Annotated in this window: 15 protein-coding genes; 7 read left to right on the forward strand and 8 right to left on the reverse strand. The window is 61.4% G+C overall.

All coding sequences use genetic code 11. From position 1 onward, the window contains the following. Positions 1-194 precede the first annotated feature (194 nt). Complete coding sequence (locus BM026_RS15955) at positions 195-869, forward strand: heavy metal response regulator transcription factor (protein WP_071490997.1); 675 nt, start codon at positions 195-197, stop codon at positions 867-869. Then, positions 866-2,311, forward strand: coding sequence for a heavy metal sensor histidine kinase (locus BM026_RS15960; RefSeq protein ID WP_093529272.1), 1,446 nt, complete (start codon positions 866-868; stop codon positions 2,309-2,311). Before BM026_RS15955 ends, BM026_RS15960 begins: the two co-directional genes overlap by 4 nt. Here the strand turns inward: BM026_RS15960 and BM026_RS15965 are convergent. The 3 genes from BM026_RS15965 to BM026_RS15975 are packed head-to-tail and all read right to left on the reverse strand — an operon-like array spanning position 2,226 to position 7,727. Further along, the gene (locus BM026_RS15965) at positions 2,226-5,363 is read right to left on the reverse strand and encodes a CusA/CzcA family heavy metal efflux RND transporter (protein ID WP_093529275.1); all 3,138 of its coding nucleotides are present in this window, start codon (positions 5,361-5,363) and stop codon (positions 2,226-2,228) included. The two genes, BM026_RS15960 and BM026_RS15965, sit on opposite strands and share 86 nt — an antisense overlap. An 18-nt stretch (positions 5,364-5,381) precedes the next feature. Continuing rightward, positions 5,382-6,488, reverse strand: a complete 1,107-nt coding sequence (locus BM026_RS15970) for an efflux RND transporter periplasmic adaptor subunit (protein WP_093529278.1) — start codon at positions 6,486-6,488, stop codon at positions 5,382-5,384. Between the two features lie 18 nt (positions 6,489-6,506). Then, positions 6,507-7,727: a TolC family protein gene (locus BM026_RS15975; RefSeq protein WP_093529281.1), complete on the reverse strand. Its 1,221-nt coding sequence runs from the start codon at positions 7,725-7,727 to the stop codon at positions 6,507-6,509. Positions 7,728-7,969: 242 nt separating this feature from the next. Here BM026_RS15975 and BM026_RS15980 point away from each other — a divergent pair, with 242 nt between their 5' ends. Further along, the gene (locus BM026_RS15980; protein ID WP_093120021.1) at positions 7,970-9,340 is read left to right on the forward strand and encodes a GntT/GntP/DsdX family permease; all 1,371 of its coding nucleotides are present in this window, start codon (positions 7,970-7,972) and stop codon (positions 9,338-9,340) included. 84 nt (positions 9,341-9,424) lie between these two features. Here the strand turns inward: BM026_RS15980 and BM026_RS15985 are convergent, their stop codons facing one another. The 3 genes from BM026_RS15985 to BM026_RS15995 all read right to left on the reverse strand — a co-directional run bounded on the left by BM026_RS15985 (position 9,425) and on the right by BM026_RS15995 (position 12,148). Continuing rightward, positions 9,425-9,640 (reverse strand): DUF4411 family protein, encoded by a 216-nt coding sequence (locus BM026_RS15985; RefSeq protein ID WP_371914414.1) that lies wholly within the window; start codon positions 9,638-9,640, stop codon positions 9,425-9,427. Further along, positions 9,637-10,773: an ImmA/IrrE family metallo-endopeptidase gene (locus BM026_RS15990; RefSeq protein WP_093529284.1), complete on the reverse strand. Its 1,137-nt coding sequence runs from the start codon at positions 10,771-10,773 to the stop codon at positions 9,637-9,639. Before BM026_RS15990 ends, BM026_RS15985 begins: the two co-directional genes overlap by 4 nt. Before the next feature lie 70 nt (positions 10,774-10,843). Next, the gene (locus tag BM026_RS15995; protein WP_093529287.1) at positions 10,844-12,148 is read right to left on the reverse strand and encodes an MFS transporter; all 1,305 of its coding nucleotides are present in this window, start codon (positions 12,146-12,148) and stop codon (positions 10,844-10,846) included. Between the two features lie 185 nt (positions 12,149-12,333). On the opposite strand from BM026_RS15995, the gene BM026_RS16000 reads away from it, so the two are divergent. Then, positions 12,334-13,752: a short-chain fatty acid transporter gene (locus tag BM026_RS16000; RefSeq protein WP_092240514.1), complete on the forward strand. Its 1,419-nt coding sequence runs from the start codon at positions 12,334-12,336 to the stop codon at positions 13,750-13,752. 36 nt (positions 13,753-13,788) lie between these two features. On the opposite strand, the gene BM026_RS16005 is transcribed toward BM026_RS16000, so the two are convergent. Both BM026_RS16005 and BM026_RS16010 read right to left on the reverse strand, forming a co-directional pair. Next, complete coding sequence (locus tag BM026_RS16005; RefSeq protein WP_093529290.1) at positions 13,789-14,133, reverse strand: HepT-like ribonuclease domain-containing protein; 345 nt, start codon at positions 14,131-14,133, stop codon at positions 13,789-13,791. After that, positions 14,130-14,420 carry a nucleotidyltransferase family protein gene (locus BM026_RS16010; RefSeq protein ID WP_076955290.1) on the reverse strand — a complete coding sequence of 97 codons (291 nt, stop codon included), beginning with the start codon at positions 14,418-14,420 and terminating at the stop codon, positions 14,130-14,132. Before BM026_RS16010 ends, BM026_RS16005 begins: the two co-directional genes overlap by 4 nt. A 255-nt stretch (positions 14,421-14,675) precedes the next feature. Between BM026_RS16010 and BM026_RS16015 the strand changes: the two genes are divergently transcribed. From BM026_RS16015 to BM026_RS16025, 3 genes are all read left to right on the forward strand, one after another. Further along, on the forward strand, positions 14,676-14,996 hold the full coding sequence (locus tag BM026_RS16015; RefSeq protein ID WP_092240512.1) for a hypothetical protein: 321 nt from the start codon (positions 14,676-14,678) through the stop codon (positions 14,994-14,996). 93 nt (positions 14,997-15,089) lie between these two features. Continuing rightward, positions 15,090-16,790: an acid phosphatase gene (gene acpA / locus BM026_RS16020; protein WP_093529293.1), complete on the forward strand. Its 1,701-nt coding sequence runs from the start codon at positions 15,090-15,092 to the stop codon at positions 16,788-16,790. A gap of 122 nt (positions 16,791-16,912) precedes the next feature. Next, positions 16,913-18,082 carry a hypothetical protein gene (locus tag BM026_RS16025; protein WP_092240508.1) on the forward strand — a complete coding sequence of 390 codons (1,170 nt, stop codon included), beginning with the start codon at positions 16,913-16,915 and terminating at the stop codon, positions 18,080-18,082. The last annotated feature ends 110 nt before the right edge of the window (positions 18,083-18,192 follow it).

Below are 18,192 nucleotides of genomic sequence, written 5' to 3' on the forward strand. Positions count from 1 at the left end.
CTCCTTTGGAACAGAGATGAATTTTTGCGCCCCGGTCGGGGCGTTTTTTTTGTGTGCAGGCTCAGTGACGAATCGTCGCACCTGTCTGACATGGCTTGACCCTAAAGCTACTTCACGGTCCAGAGTTTTCCTACAGCCTCCCCCGCCTCGCCATGAGGCCATGCCCTTTTCGTTTTCTTTAAAGGTAACTCCCCATGCGTATCCTTGTGGTTGAGGACGAGCAAAAAACCGCCGACTACCTGCAGCAAGGCCTGACCGAAAGCGGTTATGTCGTCGATTGCGCCGCCAGCGGCATCGATGGCCTGCACCTGGCCCGGCAGCACAGCTACGAATTGGTGATCCTTGATGTGAACCTGCCCAACACCGACGGTTGGGAAGTGCTGGAGCAACTGCGCCGCGACGGCAATCAGCGCGTGATGATGCTGACCGCACGCGGTCGGCTGGCCGACAAGATCAAGGGCCTGGACATGGGCGCCGATGATTACCTGGTCAAACCCTTTGAGTTTCCCGAACTGCTCGCTCGCGTGCGTACGTTGCTACGGCGCAGCGAGCACATCCCGGTGCCGGACGTGCTGCGCGTCTCGGACCTGGAACTGGACCCGCGCCGGCATCGCGCCTACCGCGGCAACCGCCGGATCGACCTGACCACCAAGGAGTTCGCCCTGCTGCATGTGCTGATGCGCCAGTCCGGCGAGGTGATGACCCGCACGCAGATCATCTCGCTGGTGTGGGACATGAACTTTGACTGCGACACCAATGTGGTGGAGGTCTCCATCAGCCGCCTGCGCGCCAAGGTCGATGACCAGAGCGAGGTGAAGTTGATCCACACCATTCGCGGCGTGGGGTATGTGCTGGAGGCGCGGCCATGAAGACCAGCAGCCTGTCGATGCGCCTGGGGTTGACCGTCAGCCTGATGGGCGCCGGGCTGGTTGTGCTGCTGGCAACCCTGGCGTACCTGGCCCTGACCCACGAATTGGACAAGCTCGCGCGCAAGGGCCTGGAAAACAAAATGGAGCAACTGGCCCATACCCTCGGCCAAGGCCTCGATGAACACCGCATCACCAACCGCCCCCATTCACTGCTGGACCTGGTGATGGGCCACGACAATATCTACCTGACCATCATCGGCGCACGGCCCGATGCACCGGTACTCCTCAGCGTCGGCGCCAGGCCCCAGCAACCGCTGTTGCTCGACGTGCCCACCGGCAAGAACCTGGCCTATTTGAACTGGGTCGATGGCCAGGGCAATCGTATTCTCAGTGCGACGCGCCTGATGCCCCTGCAAGGGGGCGAATACGTACGCGTGTTGTTGTCGCTGGACCGTTCCGATGATGAAGCGTTGCTCAGTGCCTACCTGCGCTCCACGGTAATCGCCCTGCCGATGCTGCTGATCCTGATCGGCATGGGCGCCTGGTGGCTGGTGCAACGCGGGCTTGCGCCCTTGCAGCAGTTCAGCCGGGTGGCGGCCAAGGTCAGCACCCAGGACCTGACCCATCGCCTGGCCCTGGACAACCTGCCCAAGGAACTCGGCGAATTGGCCCAGGGCATCAATTTCATGCTGCATCGACTGGACGCCGGGGTGCAGCAGCTGTCGCAGTTCTCCGACGACCTGGCCCACGAACTGCGCGCCCCGCTGACCAACCTGATGGGCAAGGCCCAGGTGACCCTGTCCCGCGAGCGGCCCTCGGCGGAGTACAAGGCCGGCCTGGAATCCTGTACCGAGGAAATGGAGCGTCTGTCGCGCATCGTCTCCGACATGCTGTTCCTCGCCCAGGTCAGCCACCCGGCAGCACGGGCCGGGTTTGCCCCGGTGTCGCTGGCCGAGGAAGCGCAACGGGTGATGGCACTGTTCGCCCTCAGCGCCGAAGACAAGCACGTGACCCTGAGCCTGCGCGGCGATGCCTGGGTAACGGGCGACCGCTTGATGATCCAGCGCGCCATTTCCAACCTGTTGTCCAATGCCATCCGCCACACCCCCTGCGACTCCAGCGTGTTGCTACTGGTGGAAAGCTACGACCGGAGCGTGGCGCTGTCGGTCGGCAACCCTGGGCGCGGTATCGAGGCCCATCACTTGCCCCACCTGTTCGAACGTTTCTACCGCGCCGACAGCAGCCGTACCCGCGCGGAAGGCGGCACCGGACTCGGCCTGGCGATTGTGCAGTCGATCATGCACCTGCATCAGGGGCACGCCGAGGTCAGCAGCCAGCCGGGCCGGTTCACACGGTTCAGCCTGGTGTTTCCTCTTCCTTGCGATGGGCCCACTGATACAGGGCCGGCAGCACCAGCAGGGTCAGCAATGTTGAGGAAATGATCCCGCCGATCACCACCGTCGCCAAGGGCCGCTGCACTTCGGCACCGGTGCCGGTGGCAAGCGCCATGGGGATAAACCCGAGGGACGCCACCAATGCTGTCATCAACACCGGACGCAGTCGGGTCAGCGCGCCTTCGTTGATCGCCATCGACAACGAGCGCCCTTCCTCACGCAAGTTGCGGATAAAGGCGATCATCACCAGGCCGTTCAGCACCGCCACGCCGGACAAGGCGATAAAGCCCACCCCCGCCGAGATCGACAGCGGAATATCCCGCAGCCACAGCGCCATGATCCCACCGGTCAAGGCGAACGGAATCCCGGTGAACACCAGCAGGCCGTCCTTCAGGTTGTTGAACATCATGAACAACAGGCCGAACACCAGCAGCAATGCCACCGGCACCACGATGCGCAGGCGCTCGGAGGCTTCCTTCAACTGTTCGAACTGGCCGCCCCAGGTGGTCCAGTAGCCCGCCGGTACTTTCACCTGGGCGATCAAGGCAGCCTCGGCCTCCTCGACAAACGAGCCGATATCCCGGCCCCGCACGTTGGCGCTGACGATCACCAGGCGCTTGCCATTCTCGCGGCTGATCTGGTTCGGGCCGAGCATCAGGTCCAGGCTGGCGACCTGGGACAAGGCGATAAACCCCAACTGGCCAGCCGCGTTACTCGGCACCGGAATCAACAGCCGAGACAGCCCGTCGATATCGGTGCGCAACGCGTCGGACAAACGCACGACCATGTCGAAACGCCGGTCACCTTCATACAACGTACCGGCCTGGCGCCCACCGACAGCGACGGCAATTGTGTCCTGCACATCGCCCACATTCAGGCCAAAGCGCGCAGCCTTGTCGCGGTCGATATTGATGGTCAGCACCGGCAGGCCGGACGTCTGCTCAACCTTCACTTCCGAGGCGCCATCAAGCGTCTGCAAGGTCTCGGCGATTTCCCCGGCGGTGGTGTTGAGCACGCCCATGTCATCGCCGAACACCTTCACCGCCACATCACTGCGCACCCCGGAAATCAGTTCGTTGAAGCGCAGTTGGATCGGCTGCGACAACTCGTATGCACTGCCTGGCACAATCGCACTGGCACGCTGGATATCAGCGATTAACGCTTCCCGGGACTTCTTCGGGTCGGGCCATTGGTCCTTCGGCTTGAGCATCACGTAGCTGTCGGAAATATTTGGCGGCATTGGGTCTGAGGCAATTTCCGCGGTGCCGGTACGTGCAAACACCCGCTGGATTTCCGGCACCTGGGCCATCAAGGTTTTTTCCAGTTGCTGCTGCATCTGCACCGATTGCGTCAGGCTGGTGCCGGGCACGCGCAAGGCCTGCTGGGCGAAGTCGCCCTCACTGAGGCTGGGGATAAACTCGCTGCCCATGCGGCTGGCAACAACGCCGGAGGCGACGATGGTCAACACGGCCAAGCCGAACACCAGCGGTCGGCGCGCCATCACCCAGTCCAGCACCGGTGCGTAGACCCGGCGCGCGGCGCGCATCACACTATTTTCTTCTTCCTTGACCTTGCCGGTGACGAACAGCGCAATCGCCGCCGGCACGAAGGTCACCGACAGGATCATCGCACCCAACAGGGCGATCACCACGGTAAACGCCATCGGGTGGAACATCTTCCCGGCCACCCCGGTGAGGGCGAAGATCGGCAGGTACACCACCATGATGATCAGTTGCCCGAAGATCAGCGCCCGCCGCGCTTCCTTCGCCGCCGCGAACACCTCATGCAGGCGTTCGCTGCGGGTCAGCAGGCGACCATGACGCTGTTGCGCGTGGGCCAGGCGGCGGATGGCGTTCTCGACGATCACCACTGCGCCATCGACGATAATGCCGAAGTCCAGCGCGCCGAGGCTCATCAAGTTGGCACTGACCTTGTTGGTGAACATTCCGGTAAAAGTGAACAGCATCGCCAGGGGAATCACCATGGCCGTGATCAGCGCAGCGCGGATATTGCCGAGGAACAGGAACAGCACCGCGACCACCAGCAACGCACCTTCGAAGAGGTTTTTCTTCACGGTGGCGATGGCTTTTTCGACCAGGTGGGTGCGGTCGTAGACCGTGACCGCCACCACGCCTTCGGGCAGCGAGCGGTTGATCTCTTCGAGTTTTTCCGCCACAGCCTGGGACACGCTGCGGCTGTTTTCACCGATCAACATGAACACCGTGCCGAGCACGACTTCACGGCCGTTTTCGGTGGCGGCGCCGGTGCGCAGTTCGCGGCCGATCTCGACCTGGGCCACATTGCGCACGCGAATCGGTGTGCCGTCCGAGCTGGTGATAACGATATTGGCGATGTCGTCGATGGACGCCAACTGGCCCGGTGCCCGGATCAACAGTTGCTCGCCACTGCGCTCGATATAGCCAGCGCCGACGTTGGCATTGTTGCGCTCCAGCGCCGTGACCAGGTCATTCAGGGTCAGGTTGTAGGCCGCCAGGCGCTTGGGGTCGGGGGCAATCTGGTACTCCTTGGCGAAGCCACCGATGGTGTTGATCTCGGCCACGCCCGGCACGTTGCGCAGTTGTGGCTTGATGATCCAGTCCTGGATGACCCGCAGGTCGGTGGGTGTGTAAGGCGTGCCATCGTCTTTGCGTGCGCCGTCCTCGGCCTCGACGGTCCACAGGAAAATTTCCCCGAGGCCGGTGGAAATCGGCCCCATGGCCGTTTCGATGCCGCTGGGCAATTGCTCGCGGGCCACTTGCAGGCGCTCGTTGACCAGTTGCCGGGCGAAGAACAGGTCGGTGCCGTCCTTGAAGATCACCGTTACCTGAGACAACCCGGAGCGCGACAACGAACGGGTCTGCTGCAATCCGGGCAAACCGGCCATGGCGGTTTCGATGGGGAAGGTGATGCGCTGTTCGGTTTCCAGCGGTGAATACCCGGCCGCCGCCGAGTTGATCTGCACCTGTACGTTGGTGATGTCAGGTACCGCGTCGATGGGCAATTTCTGATAGCTGGCGATGCCGACACCGGCCATCAACAGCACCGCCAGCAGCACGATGATGCGCTGCTCGATGGCAAATTGGATAAGGCGCTCAAACATGGGGAATCACTCGCAGGATCAATGGGCGTGCTCGGCCGAGCCTTTGCCCAGTTCGGACTTGAGGATGAAGCTGCCGACCGTGGCCACCTGCGCCCCGGCATCGAGGCCCTGGCGCACTTCGACGTAGCCGTTTTCGCTCGCACCAAGCTCCAGGTGACGGGTGATGAAGCCCTCCGGGGTACGTACGAATACCGAGGGTTTGTCCTCGACGGTCTGGATCGCGGCCTGCGGGACGGTGACCTTCGCCTGGTAAGAATCCGTCGCCAGTTGCACGCTGACAAACAGCCCAGGGCGCCAGGCGTCATCGGGGTTGGGCACACTGATGCGCACGGTGGCCGTGCGCGTCTGCTCACCGAGCAGGTTGCCGACGTAAGCCACAGTGCCCTGCACTTGGGTGCCCATTTCGGTGGAGCTGACGGTGACCGGTTTGCCCACCCTGACCTTGTTCAAGTCCTTGGGAAACACACCGAAGGTCACCCACACCTGGGACAAGTCCGAGAGGGTGAAAGCGTTGCTGGTTTCGCTGACGACTTCACCGACACCCAGGTGTTTTTCCACCACCACACCGGCGAACGGGGCGCGCAACTCGTAGCGATTGCCGCCAACCAGCACAGCGCTGCCGCTTAATGCGGTCATCTTTTGACGAGCGTTGTTCAGGGCAATCTCAGCTTCCTGCAGGGCCTGGCGCGCCAGCAGGTAATCCTGTTCGGCGGAGATCTTGTCCTGCCACAACTGGCGTTCACGCTGAAAGGTGGTACGCGCCAATTCAACCCGGCGCTCGCTGGCGGCCAACTCGCTGCGCTGGTCGGAGATCTGCTGGCTGGCAATCACCGCCAACAGCTCACCCTTCTTCACCGATTGGCCGAGGTTGGCCTTGACCGACTCCACCACACCCGCCACACGCGGGATGATATGGGAGGTGCGATCTTCGTCGAAACGCACCTCGCCCGGCAGTACCAGCATCGTGCTAAGGGTGCGGGGCTCGGCCTGGGCCAGTTGAATGCCAGCGGCCTGGATCTGCTGCTCGGTGAGTTCGAGTGTGCCTTCTACTTCATCGGCCCAGGCAACGCCGGACAGCATCAGGCCCAGGGCAATGGCAAGTGCCACACCGTGTCGGTTGTTCATAAAGGACTCCAAAGACAATCAAAACCGGGCGAGGTCGCCGTAGATCCGTTCGATACGCACCCAGGCGTCAGTGGCCTGGGCGGTGGCGGTGAGGTACTGGGTGCGCGCAGCGATCAGGGTGCGCTGGGCGTCGAGCACGTCGAGGTAGCTGAACTTGCCCATCTCGAAACCACGGGTGGCGCTGTCCACTGCACTTTGCGCGGCGGGCAGGATCTGCTGGTTGAACGCGCGCACTTCGGTATTAGCGGTTTGCCACAGGTCCAGCGCCTGGCGGGTTTCAGTGCGCAGGCGCAGTTCGGTGGCGTTGCGCAGGTCACGGGCCTGGTCGGCGCGGCGGGTGGCGGCGAGCACGTTGCCCTGATTGCGGTTGAACAGCGGGATCGGCATCGACACGCCCACCAGGTTCACGCGCTCGCGCACGCTGGCGTCGTACTGGCTGCCGATGGACACATCGAGGTCGGGAATGCGTTGGGCTTTTTCCAGGCCGACGCTGGCTTCGTTTTGCAGAATGTTCAGCTCGGCCAGGCGCAGTTCAGTGGTCCGCTCAAGGCGCGTCAACAACTGTGCAAGCGGCGGCAGGGGCGGTGTGGATTGGGACGGTGTAGCGACGGCCTGGAAATCCGCGCCGGCACTGCCAATGCTGGCGGCCAGGCGGCGATAGGCGTCGGCGAGGCCGACCTGTGCGCGGTTCAATTCCAGGCGCATTTCCGATAGTTGCACCTGCGCACGGGTTGCCTCTACCGGCGACGCTTTGCCCGCCGTGACGCGACCATTGGCAACGCCCAGGCCGCGCTCGGCCACGGCCATGGAACGCTGCGCCAGGTCGAGGCGTTCCTGGGCACGCAGCGCGCCGTAGTAGTTGTCGATGACGTCGGCGCGCAGTGTGTTGCGGCGCTGTTCCAAGGTCAGGGCGGCGGCGTCCTGGGTGCGGCTGGCCACGGCAATGCGTGCACCACGCTTGCCGCCCAACTCCAGGGCCTGGCTGAGCTTGATGGAGGTGGTGCGAGAGTTGCGACGGGTGTCTTCGGCGTCCCAGGAGAGCACCGGGTTGGGGATCAACCCGGCCTGCTGGCGGCCGCCCTGGGCGATGTCGATTTCCCATTGTGCAGCCGCCAGGTCAGGGTTATTGGCGAAGGCGGTCTGCAGGGCTGAATCGAGTGTGAGGGTCTGTGCCTGGGCCGCGCCAGCAACCAGCCACAACACACCCGCCCCCATGAGTTTTCTAACGGAAATTGCCATAACGAGAGTTCCACGCCCATGAAGTACAAGCGCAGGCAATGTAGCGGCCGCGACTTATCAGGGCGGTGGAGCAAAGATTACAAATCCGACAGCAATGGCTCTGCGGCGGGCATTTCGACCGCCCGCCGCTGATTGCACCAAAACGGTACATAAGCACTTGGCCAGCGCGGTATCGGGTATGCTTTTCGGGCAGGAAACAAAAAGAAACAATTTCCCCAACCTGTTCGATAAGGAGTCCCGCCTTGGAGTTATCGACTGCCGCGTGGATGGTTCACGACACTCGCCTTATGTTTTGTGTACTGCTGGCCATCGCCAGCATCATCGTGCTGATCAGCGCGACCAAGTTGCCGCCATTCCTGTCGATCCTGATCGGCACCTTTATCGCCGGTGTCGGCGCCGGCCTGCCGCCGGAAGAAGTGGCCAAGGCCTTCAGCAAAGGCGCCGGGGCGATCCTCGGTGAAGCCGGGATCATCATTGCGCTGGGCTCGATGCTCGGCGCATTGATGGCCGAATCCGGCGCGGCCGACCGCATTGCCACCACCTTGCTCGGGCTGGGCAAGGGCAAGTCATTGCCGTGGGTAATGGCGCTGGTGGCGATGGTGATCGGCCTGCCGTTGTTCTTCGAAGTGGGCCTGGTGATGATGGTGCCGATCATCTTTGTGATGGCCAAGCGTTCGAACCAGCCACTGCTGAAAATCGCCATCCCGGCACTGGCCGGCATGACCACCCTGCACGCTCTGATGCCACCGCACCCAGGCCCGCTGATTGCGGTAAGCGCCTTGCACGCCGACCTCGGCCTGACCATGTTGCTGGGTTTCTGCCTGGCGGTGCCGGCGGTGATCCTGGCTGGTCCGATCTATGGCAACTGGCTGTCCAAGCGCCTGCAGGTGGATGAACCGGCGGACATCGGTGCACTGTTCAGCGCCCCGCCCAAGGCGCCGCGCCAGCCGAGCTTTACCGTGTCGTTGCTGATCATTCTGTTACCGGTGATCCTGATGCTGGGCAGCACGCTGGCCAAGGTCGCGCTACCGGCCGACAGCAGCGTCGGCCTGACCTTGAAGTTCCTCGGTGAACCGCTGATCGCCCTCGGCCTGGCCGTGATCGCCGCCGTGATCTGCCTGGGCTGGGCCGCAGGCATGCCAAGAGCCGACGTGGGCAACACCCTGCGCAAAGCCCTCGCCCCCATCGCCGTATTGCTGCTCACCATCGGCGCCGGCGGCGGCCTCAAGCAAACCCTGCTGGATGCCGGCGTGAGCCAGACCATCAGCAAGGTCGCCGAAGGTGCGCACATGCCGTACCTGCTGCTGGCATGGCTGATCGCGGTGGCACTGCGCCAGGCAACGGGTTCGGCGACAGTCGCCACCACCACGACGGCGGGCATTCTCGCGCCGATGATGGCCGGGTTGGCGGTGACGCAAAGCTCGTTGGTCGCGCTGGCTATCGGCGCCGGCTCGGTGTTCTTCTGCCACGTCAACGACGCCGGGTTCTGGATGGTGCGTGAGTACTTCGGCTTGCAACTGAAGCAAACGATCTGGGTGTGGTCGGTGTTGCAGACGATTGTTTCAGTCGTCGGTCTGGTGGGGACGCTGGTGCTTTGGCATTTCCTGACCTAAAAACGCCGTACTGAGGGGAAGAGCTCTTCCCCTCAATGGTTTTACTGATGCAAAACAAAACGAGCATCGAGCTTGCCAAGCAACTCAAATGTATTCATGTAAGGCACACCGAACAGTGAGCAAACATTGGGTCAAATCGTCATTGCCCCTGGCGAGTTCGACCCTGACCGGCACGATACTGGCAATCTCCAAAGCCTGGTGTTGTTGAAGAATCCATGCCCAGTAACCTGGGCAAACCGTCATTGCGTAATAGCGGTTCTTGGCCTCGATCAGCGTGTTCGAATCCAATAGATGCTTCATGCCGATAGTTTCATCCCATAAATCTTCAACTTGGCAGGCTGCATACCCAGCAGTTTCCCCGCTTCTCGCAGCAGAATCCGCCCCCTCTGCGCTTCTGCCAGAACAGCCTTGCTCAAACGGGTGCTGTTTCTGATTGCCGCGGTGCGGTAGTAGTCCCCTCCACTGCCGTCCTTATCTCGATACGCCTGCAAGATACGACGGTAATAGGCGCCATATTCATCACTGCTGATGTAGCCAAGATCACGGGCACGACGGGCAATCACCAAAGTGCTGACGTGAAAGCGTCCGGCCAAGGGAGCCAGGTTTCCTTCCCAGTGAATATTCGAATCCCAGTGCCCCCGAAAAACCAGCTCCGGCGCCAAGAACTCTCCCGCGACAGCATTGCAAAAAGCTTCTTCCTGGCGGGCACTGTGACTGTTGCCATCGGAAACACCCGTGCTGCCAATCCAGATATGCACCAGCTCATGCATCAATGTAAAAAGCCGCGCCGTGGGTGCGTCCGCACTGTTGATGAACACCACGGGAGCCATCGCGTTGCTGATCGCAAATCCTCGAAACTCACTCACATCAAGTTTTCGGTGGGTGTTTCCCATGGCAACACCGCTGCGCATGACGAGAATGCCAGCGTCCTCGGCGCCACTTACCAAGGCCCTGAAATAGTCCTCATAGCTCATACGGGCAAAGTCATCCGTCACACCGAGGACGCGACGAATATCTGCAACCACGTCCTTGATGGGCGAACGACTGCTGAAACTTCCCACGAAAGGCAGCGGAGAACGCTCGTGGTCCTGCAAGTACTCCAAATACCAGTCTTGTTTACGGAGCACGTCTATCACGGTGTCTATTAGATTCAAGCTGGGTTTGTCAGGAAAAACACCCTCCCCAGTACGCAGATCGGGGATAGAAAGATGATCCTGCGGCGGAACCTTGAGGAAAAGAAAACCAAAAGGGATATGTGCAATAACGGCCCATTTTTGCGCTTGGTTAAACGTAGGAAGGCTCTGACCTACTTCCCACTCCCTGACACGCCCCAGATGCACCGTGAGACTTTTGGCAACCTTTGCCTCAGACAAACCCGCCCGCTGGCGAGACCAGGAAAGGATGGCGGGATTGATAAAAGCCGTCTGATTCATAAGGTTCTGAATGCTGTTCAGGGGTGGCCAGGACTATAGAAACGGCGGCAAATCCGGTCAATTGATGGCCCTACGTGGCATTTGTAACAGCATCCACAGCGTGCTGTTTTCCAAACAACGCCACACTCCCCACCCCCACCGCCCCCATCACCACGCAATACCCCACGCAGATCCACGGGCTGGTCGGCATCAACGCAATCAGCAGCAGCGGCGTGGTGCTCGCCCACAGCGCGTAGGCAATGTTGTAGGTAAAGGAAATCCCCGACACCCGCACCTGCGCCGGAAACAGGCCGACCATCACCGACGGCACCGCGCCGACTACGCCGCAACTGAGGCCCGCCACGACATATGCCGCGCCCAGCCAGATCCCGCCGTTGATCAGGCTGGCGTACAGCACCGCAATCCCCACCGGCAGCATCAGGCTGTAGACCAGCACCGCGCGCCAGGCGCCGATGCGGTCCACCAGCAGGCCGGCCAGGACGCAGCCGATGTTCAGGAACACGATGCCCAACGCGCTCAAGGCGAAGGTATGGCTGGAGCTCATGCCGAAGGTTTTCTGCATCATGGTCGGGGTGATGACCACCAGCACCACCACAGCGGAGGTGAGCACGCAGGTGAGGATCATCGCGGGCAGCAACACCGCGCGATGGTCACGCAGCACGGTACGCAGCGGGAGTTCGGCGGCAGCCTGGCGGCGGGCCTGCATTTCGAGGAACACCGGGGTTTCGCTGAGCCAGCGGCGCAGCCACACGCCGATCACGCCGAACACACCGCCGAGCAGGAATGGGAAGCGCCAGGCGTAGTCGAGGATTTCTGCGGGGGTGAAGACCTGCGCCAACAGCGTGGCGGTGAGGGCGCCGAGCAGGTAGCCGAAGGTCAGGCCGGCTTGCAGGAAGCCCAGGGCATAGCCGCGATGGTGGGGCGGCGCGTGTTCGGCGACGAAGGTCCAGGCGCTGGGCACTTCACCGCCGACCGCCGCACCTTGCAGCACGCGCAGCACCAGCAGGATCAGCGGGGCGAAGTAACCGATTTGCGCGTAGGTCGGCATGATCCCGATCAGCAGGCAGGGCAAGGCCATCATCAGGATGCTCAGGCTGAACACGCGCTTGCGTCCCAGGTGATCGGCGAAGTGCGCCATCAGGACGCCGCCCAGCGGGCGCGCCAGGTAGCCGGTGACAAAGATGCCGAAGCTTTGCAGCAGGCGCAGCCACTCAGGCATTTCCGGCGGGAAGAACAGCTGGCTCAAGGTCAGCGCGAAAAACACGAAGATGATGAAATCGTAGATTTCCAGGGCACCGCCGAGGGCGGCCAGGCCCAGGGTTTTGTAGTCGGAGCGGGAAAAACGCTGCGCCTGCGTAGGAAAGGTGGCAGTCATGTGGAGGCTCGGCAGACAAACAAAATGGCGTGCAGGTTATGAGCTGAGCCCAATGATGGCAATCGCGACAGATATATTTGTTTTCCTCATGGATCGATGAAGATAACTGCATTCCCATATCAATGGCCGTAGCGGAACATGCCGGAAAATCGCCTGCACCCTAATAACTATAAGAGGAAAGACTCATGGCCGATGCTATCGAAGAAAGCCGCTATGCCCGATTTGCCCTGCGTTGTTCCAATTTCGCCGAGCGCTGGTTTCCAGACTCCTGGGTATTCGCCGCCCTTGCGGTGATCATCGTTGCCGTGGCGACCCTGGGTATGGGCGCCGCACCGACCGAGGCCGCCAAGGCCTTTGGTGATGGGTTCTGGAGCCTGATCCCGTTCACCATGCAGATGGCCTTCGTGGTGATCGGCGGTTATGTCGTCGCCAGCTCGCCGCCCGCCGTGAAACTGATCGACCGCCTGGCGCGTATCCCAAAGAATGGCCGCTCGGCCGTGGCCTGGGTGGCGCTGATCTCGATGGTCGCCTCGTTGCTGAACTGGGGCTTGTCCCTGGTGTTTGGCGGTTTGCTGGTGCGGGCGCTGGCGCGTCGCACGGATCTGCGCATGGATTACCGTGCTGCCGGTGCGGCGGCGTATCTGGGGCTCGGCGCCGTGTGGGCGTTGGGGTTGTCGTCATCGGCGGCACAGTTGCAGGCCAACCCGGCCAGCCTGCCGCCGTCGATTCTGTCGATCACGGGAGTAATCCCGTTCACCGACACCATCTTCCTGTGGCAATCCGGCGTGCTGTTGCTGGCATTGATCGTGGTGTCGCTGATCATCGCCTACGCCACCGCACCCGGCCCGAACAGCGCCCGCGATGCCAAGGCCTGTGGGGTCGACCCGGCGTTCAACCTGCCCAAACTGCAAGCCCCCGCCCGCCCGGGTGAGTGGCTCGAGCACAGCCCCTTGCTGACCATTCTGCTGGCATTGCTGGCGGCCGGCTGGCTGTTCCATGAGTTCTCGACCAAACCGGCGATCAGTGCCATTTCAGGGCTGAACACCTATAACTTCCTGTTCATCATGACCGGCGCCCTGCTGCACTGGCGCCCGCGCAGCTTCCTCGATGCGGTGGCGCGTGCGGTGCCGACCACCACCGGCGTGCTGATCCAGTTTCCGCTGTACGGCTCGATCGCCGCGCTGATGACCGTGGTCAAGGGTGGCGACGGCCAGACCCTGGCGCACCATATCTCCACCTTCTTCACCTCCATCGCCTCCCATGACACCTACGCGCTGCTGATGGGCGTGTATTCGGCGGTGCTGGGCTTCTTTATCCCGTCGGGCGGCGGCAAGTGGATCATCGAAGCGCCATACGTGATGCAAGTGGCCAATGACCTGCAATACCACCTGGGTTGGGCGGTGCAGATCTACAACGCCGCCGAGGCGCTGCCGAACCTGATCAACCCGTTCTATATGCTGCCGCTGCTGGGGGTGTTGGGGCTCAAAGCGCGGGACCTGATTGGCTTTTCGTTCGTGCAGTTGCTGGTGCACACGCCGCTGGTGTTGTTCCTGCTGTGGGCGCTGGGGACGACGTTGAAGTATTTGCCGCCGGTAATGCCCTGACCAATGGATGAAGCATCTGTTGCTGCAACAGGTGCTTCATTCAGGCGCAACAGGAAAACATTCCAATAGATCAGGCAGGGCGCTCTGGATCGTGTCCCAAACCACATCAAGGTTGATATCGAAATAACCGTGGGCAATTCGGTTACGCATTCCGCGCATGCTACGCCATGGGACTTGCGGGTGACTTGACGCAAAATCCGGATACTGGTCCATGATTTTCGTCGAAGCTTCACCAATGATGATCAGGCTCATGATCACCGCTTGCTGAGTACGCTTGTCTTCCAGAAAAACCTCTTTACCCAAGCCATCAACAAAGGTGATCGCATCAGTGGCAGCTCTGCGGATGTGACTCAGATAATCCTCAAGACGGTTCGTTGTCATACCGGCCGCGCCTCGGCCAAGACTTTTGCGCGAAACGTCAAAGGCAAATCGGCCGGCGTCAGTAAATCCACATTTACGCCAAGCAGATCCTCAAGTTCTACCTGCAGCCCACCAAGATCAAAAAGAGTGGTTCCCGGCGGAGCATCGACCAGCAAATCCAGATCGCTGCCCTCTTGGTCGGTACCCAGTAATACAGACCCAAATACTCTCGGATTTGAGATGCGAAAACGGCCTACCACTTCTCTGACGGCGGCTCGCTGTAGGTCAAGGGCGGTTGAAGGTTTCACGGTTCACCTCAGTGGTATCCATTGCAGGTCCAGTCTAGCAGCGCTGACCGTCTGTAGACACATGCATACGGCGCTTTGCGGTGTTACCAAGAGACTCGATACTGCCCAAACATTTGATCCTTATAAACACGGCACATGTCTGATCGAACGCGTGGGCTTATCTCACGCGGATGAATGGCAATCTCTGGCTTCACCCACCAATACCTTTGATTAACCTGACTCGGACTCCTACTCACCTAGCAACAAGGAACTCCGATGACGCCCCTATCCAAATCACTGGAAGAGTTGATCACTGATATTTACCAGGACGGCAACGTTTCAGTCGCTGAATACAGGACCTTGCGCGACGACGCAGATCGCCGCATGGACGCGGTGATCAAGGAGTTCGGCCTGCACAACAACGTGACCGCCTTCCAGAAATCGATCGACGTGGCCATGCAGTTGTTGCAGACCACTGTTGTCGATGCAAAGAAGGCCAGGCTGACCGACACAGGCGAGGCCATCGTCAAGGACGCGGTGACGGCGCAGGTGGAGTACTTGCGCGCCGGCAGCGAGTTGGCGCTGCGCCTGCTGTGATCCGCTGATTCAAATCACTGTCTTCGTTCCGTCACATTGCATTGCTACCGTCCTGCGAAATATCTTGCAACACCTCGCCAAGGACTCCCCGCAATGAGCGACGAGCACGAAGACCGCCCTTCCCCCGATTCCGCAGCCCAACCGCCAGTCGACACCAGCCGTCGGCGTTTCCTGGGGGGCGCGGCGGTGCTGGGGGTTGGCGCAACCTTGAGTGCCTGCGGCAATACCAGCGAAGCACCGGGTAAACCAGTGGCGCGGCCGCTGACGCCGCAAGAGTTGGACAAGGCCTTGCGTGAGCAGGTGAAAACCGTGGTGGTGATCTACGCCGAAAACCGCAGTTTCAACAACCTGTTTGCGGACTTCCCGGGTGTTGAGAAACCGCTGTCGGCGCTATCCGCCGCTGACACGCAGCAGCGTGACCGCGATGGCAGCCTGCTGACGACCCTACCTCCAACCTGGGGTGGTGTGCTGCAAGTCGGCCCGCAAACGGTGGACGGGGTGACCTACCCCAGCGAAGTGCAATTCCAGGAAAACCTGCCCAACGCGCCCTTCGCCCTCAAGGGCCCGAACGCCGAAGACCTGCCGCTGAGCCTGGTCACCCGTGACCTGTGGCACGTGTTCTACCAGAACCAGATGCAGATCAACGGCGGCAAGAACGACAACTTCGTCGCCTGGGCCGACTCCGGCGGCCTGGTGATGGGTCATTACGCCCAGAGCCGTTATTCCCTGCGCCTGTGGGACGTGGCCAAGGAGTTTGTGCTCTGCGACAACTTCTTCCAGGGGGCGTTTGGTGGCTCGTTCCTCAACCATCAATACCTGATCAGCGCCACCGCGCCGTTTTACCCGAATGCCGCGCAATCGGTGGCCAAGGCGCAGATCGCCACGCTGCAAAGCGATGACCCCACCGACCCGCGCCTCAAGCCCCTGGACAAGTCCCCCGCCAGCGCGATGACCGGCCCGCCGCAGTTCGGCCCCAGCGCGCTGACCCCGGATGGCTACGGCGTGAACACCCTGGCTCCGCCGTACTGGCCGACCTGGATCCGCGACCCGGAAAACCCGGACTATTCCAAGCCTGACCTGCCCAACGTGCTGGTGCCGCAAACCCACGAACACATCGGCGACAAGCTGTCGAAGAAGAACGTCGACTGGGCGTGGTACGCCGGCGCCTGGCAAGCGACGCTGGACCAGTTCAAGGATTCGGGCGGCATTCCAAAAATCCCGAACTTCCAGTATCACCACCAGCCGTTCAACTACTTCAAGCAGCAGGGCCCCGAGAACCGCGTCGAGCGCGACAAACGCCTGCGCGATGCCGGTTTGGGGGACGAGTCGAGCACCAACAAGTTCTTCGCCGACGCCCAGGCCGGCCAGTTGCCCGCCGTGACCTTCTACAAACCCCAGGGCAACCTGAACATGCACGCGGGCTATGCCGACGTGGCGTCTGGCGACCGCCATATCGCCCGTGCCTTGAAGGTGCTGCAAGAGAGTCCGCAGTGGAAAAACATGGTGGTGGTGGTGACCGTCGACGAAAACGGCGGCTGGTGGGACCACGTGGCACCGCCAAAGGGCGACCGCTGGGGGCCTGGCACGCGGATTCCGGCGCTGGTGGTGTCGCCGTTCGCCCGCAAAGGCACGGTGGACCATACGGTCTACGACACCGGGTCGATCCTGCGCTTGATCACACGGGTGTTCCAGCTCGAGACTCTGGACGGCCTCAAGCAGCGCGATGACGCGATGATCGCCTGCGGTCAGAAACCCATGGGCGACTTGAGCAACGCTTTGCAGTTCAGCGTGTAGGTTTTCTTATCCAATAGCGACATGCCCGTTGAATTAGCACGCGGTTTTCCTGGTCAGCCGCTACTGTGTGGAGGTGGGCTTTCACCCCGCGCAGACGGGCTTTCGCTGACAAGGAAATAACAATGTTCAAACCAACCAGGCTGTCCTTCACCCTGGCCGCACTGATGGCGAGTGCGGTCGTACAGGCCGATGTCGATGTACCGCTGGGGAGCACGCAGCGTGTGACCAAGCTGTTCGCTTTCCCCAACAACTGTAACGTAATCTGCTTTCGACCCTGGACGCTGGAACAGACTGCCGAGCATTACCTGAATCAGAGCCTGCAACGGGATGGGTACACCCGGGCGAAAGTCAGCGTCAAAACCCATGACGGGCAGGTTTCGGCGACCTTCAGCGGCGTGCCGGACAATTATGGCCAACCGCTGACCAGCTTGCTCAATACCGCTGACCTGGCCTATCAAGGCGCGAGCAAGCTCAACAGCGATGGCAAGTGGGCCTACAACTGGTACCTGTTCCTGCCGCTGGGCATGGCCCTGGACAATCGAAAGAGCATCGAGCTGCTGCACTTCCCGCCGGAATACTCGCTGACCCAGGCCCAGGACTACCTTGAATCGGCCACCACCGACCGCTGGGCCACCTTGCTCACGGAGAATGGCATCCCGGCCACCGAAACGCCGGCCTACCAGACCATCATCGATATCGCCCCCATCGCCGCGCCGTCCAATGCGGGCAAGGACCTGGAAACCGTCTACAGCTACTTCACCGATTACCAGACGCGCATGGTCCGGGAGTTGAGCCTGTCCGCCAAAGGGGCATTGCCCATGGTGGCGTTCGGCGCGCCGGTGCGCAGCTGGATCAAGCAACAATACGGGCAGACCGTGGCAGTGCTGGGCCTGGCGCAGATCAGCCCCGCCGCAGGCCAAACTGTTTCGGTGTTGGGTGCCAACCACCCCAGTTACATCTGGTATGCGGCGAGCCCCGACACCTACGACGGCAACGAGCAGAAAGCCGACGAAGCCGGTTTGAAGGTGATGGGCCAGGATCTCAGCGCCGCCTGCTGGCAGGCCGGGATGGGCCAGAAACCCGCGAGCGATCCGAACGTACTGCTCAAGGCGTGCACGACTACCTGGCAAGTCACCCGCAAGGAGCAGACGTGCGAACTGTTCTACACCTCGGTGCGCAATCTATCCCCGGAAGATGCGAATGCCAAATGCGCCACGCCAACCATCAAGACCCAATTGAAACAGCTGCGCAATGCAGCACCACTCCCGACGATCAGCGCGCCGGTGCTGTAAATTGCACAAAAAACAGCCGATTTCTACTGTCAACATTGACAGTAGAAATCAGGTCCATGTTCGGCGAGTCTTGAGCCGCGCCCATCCGCTGCAAGACTGGTAGTCAGCCA

Origin of the sequence: Pseudomonas sp. NFPP24 (assembly GCF_900112095.1) — a bacterium.
Lineage (GTDB): Bacteria > Pseudomonadota > Gammaproteobacteria > Pseudomonadales > Pseudomonadaceae > Aquipseudomonas > Aquipseudomonas extremorientalis.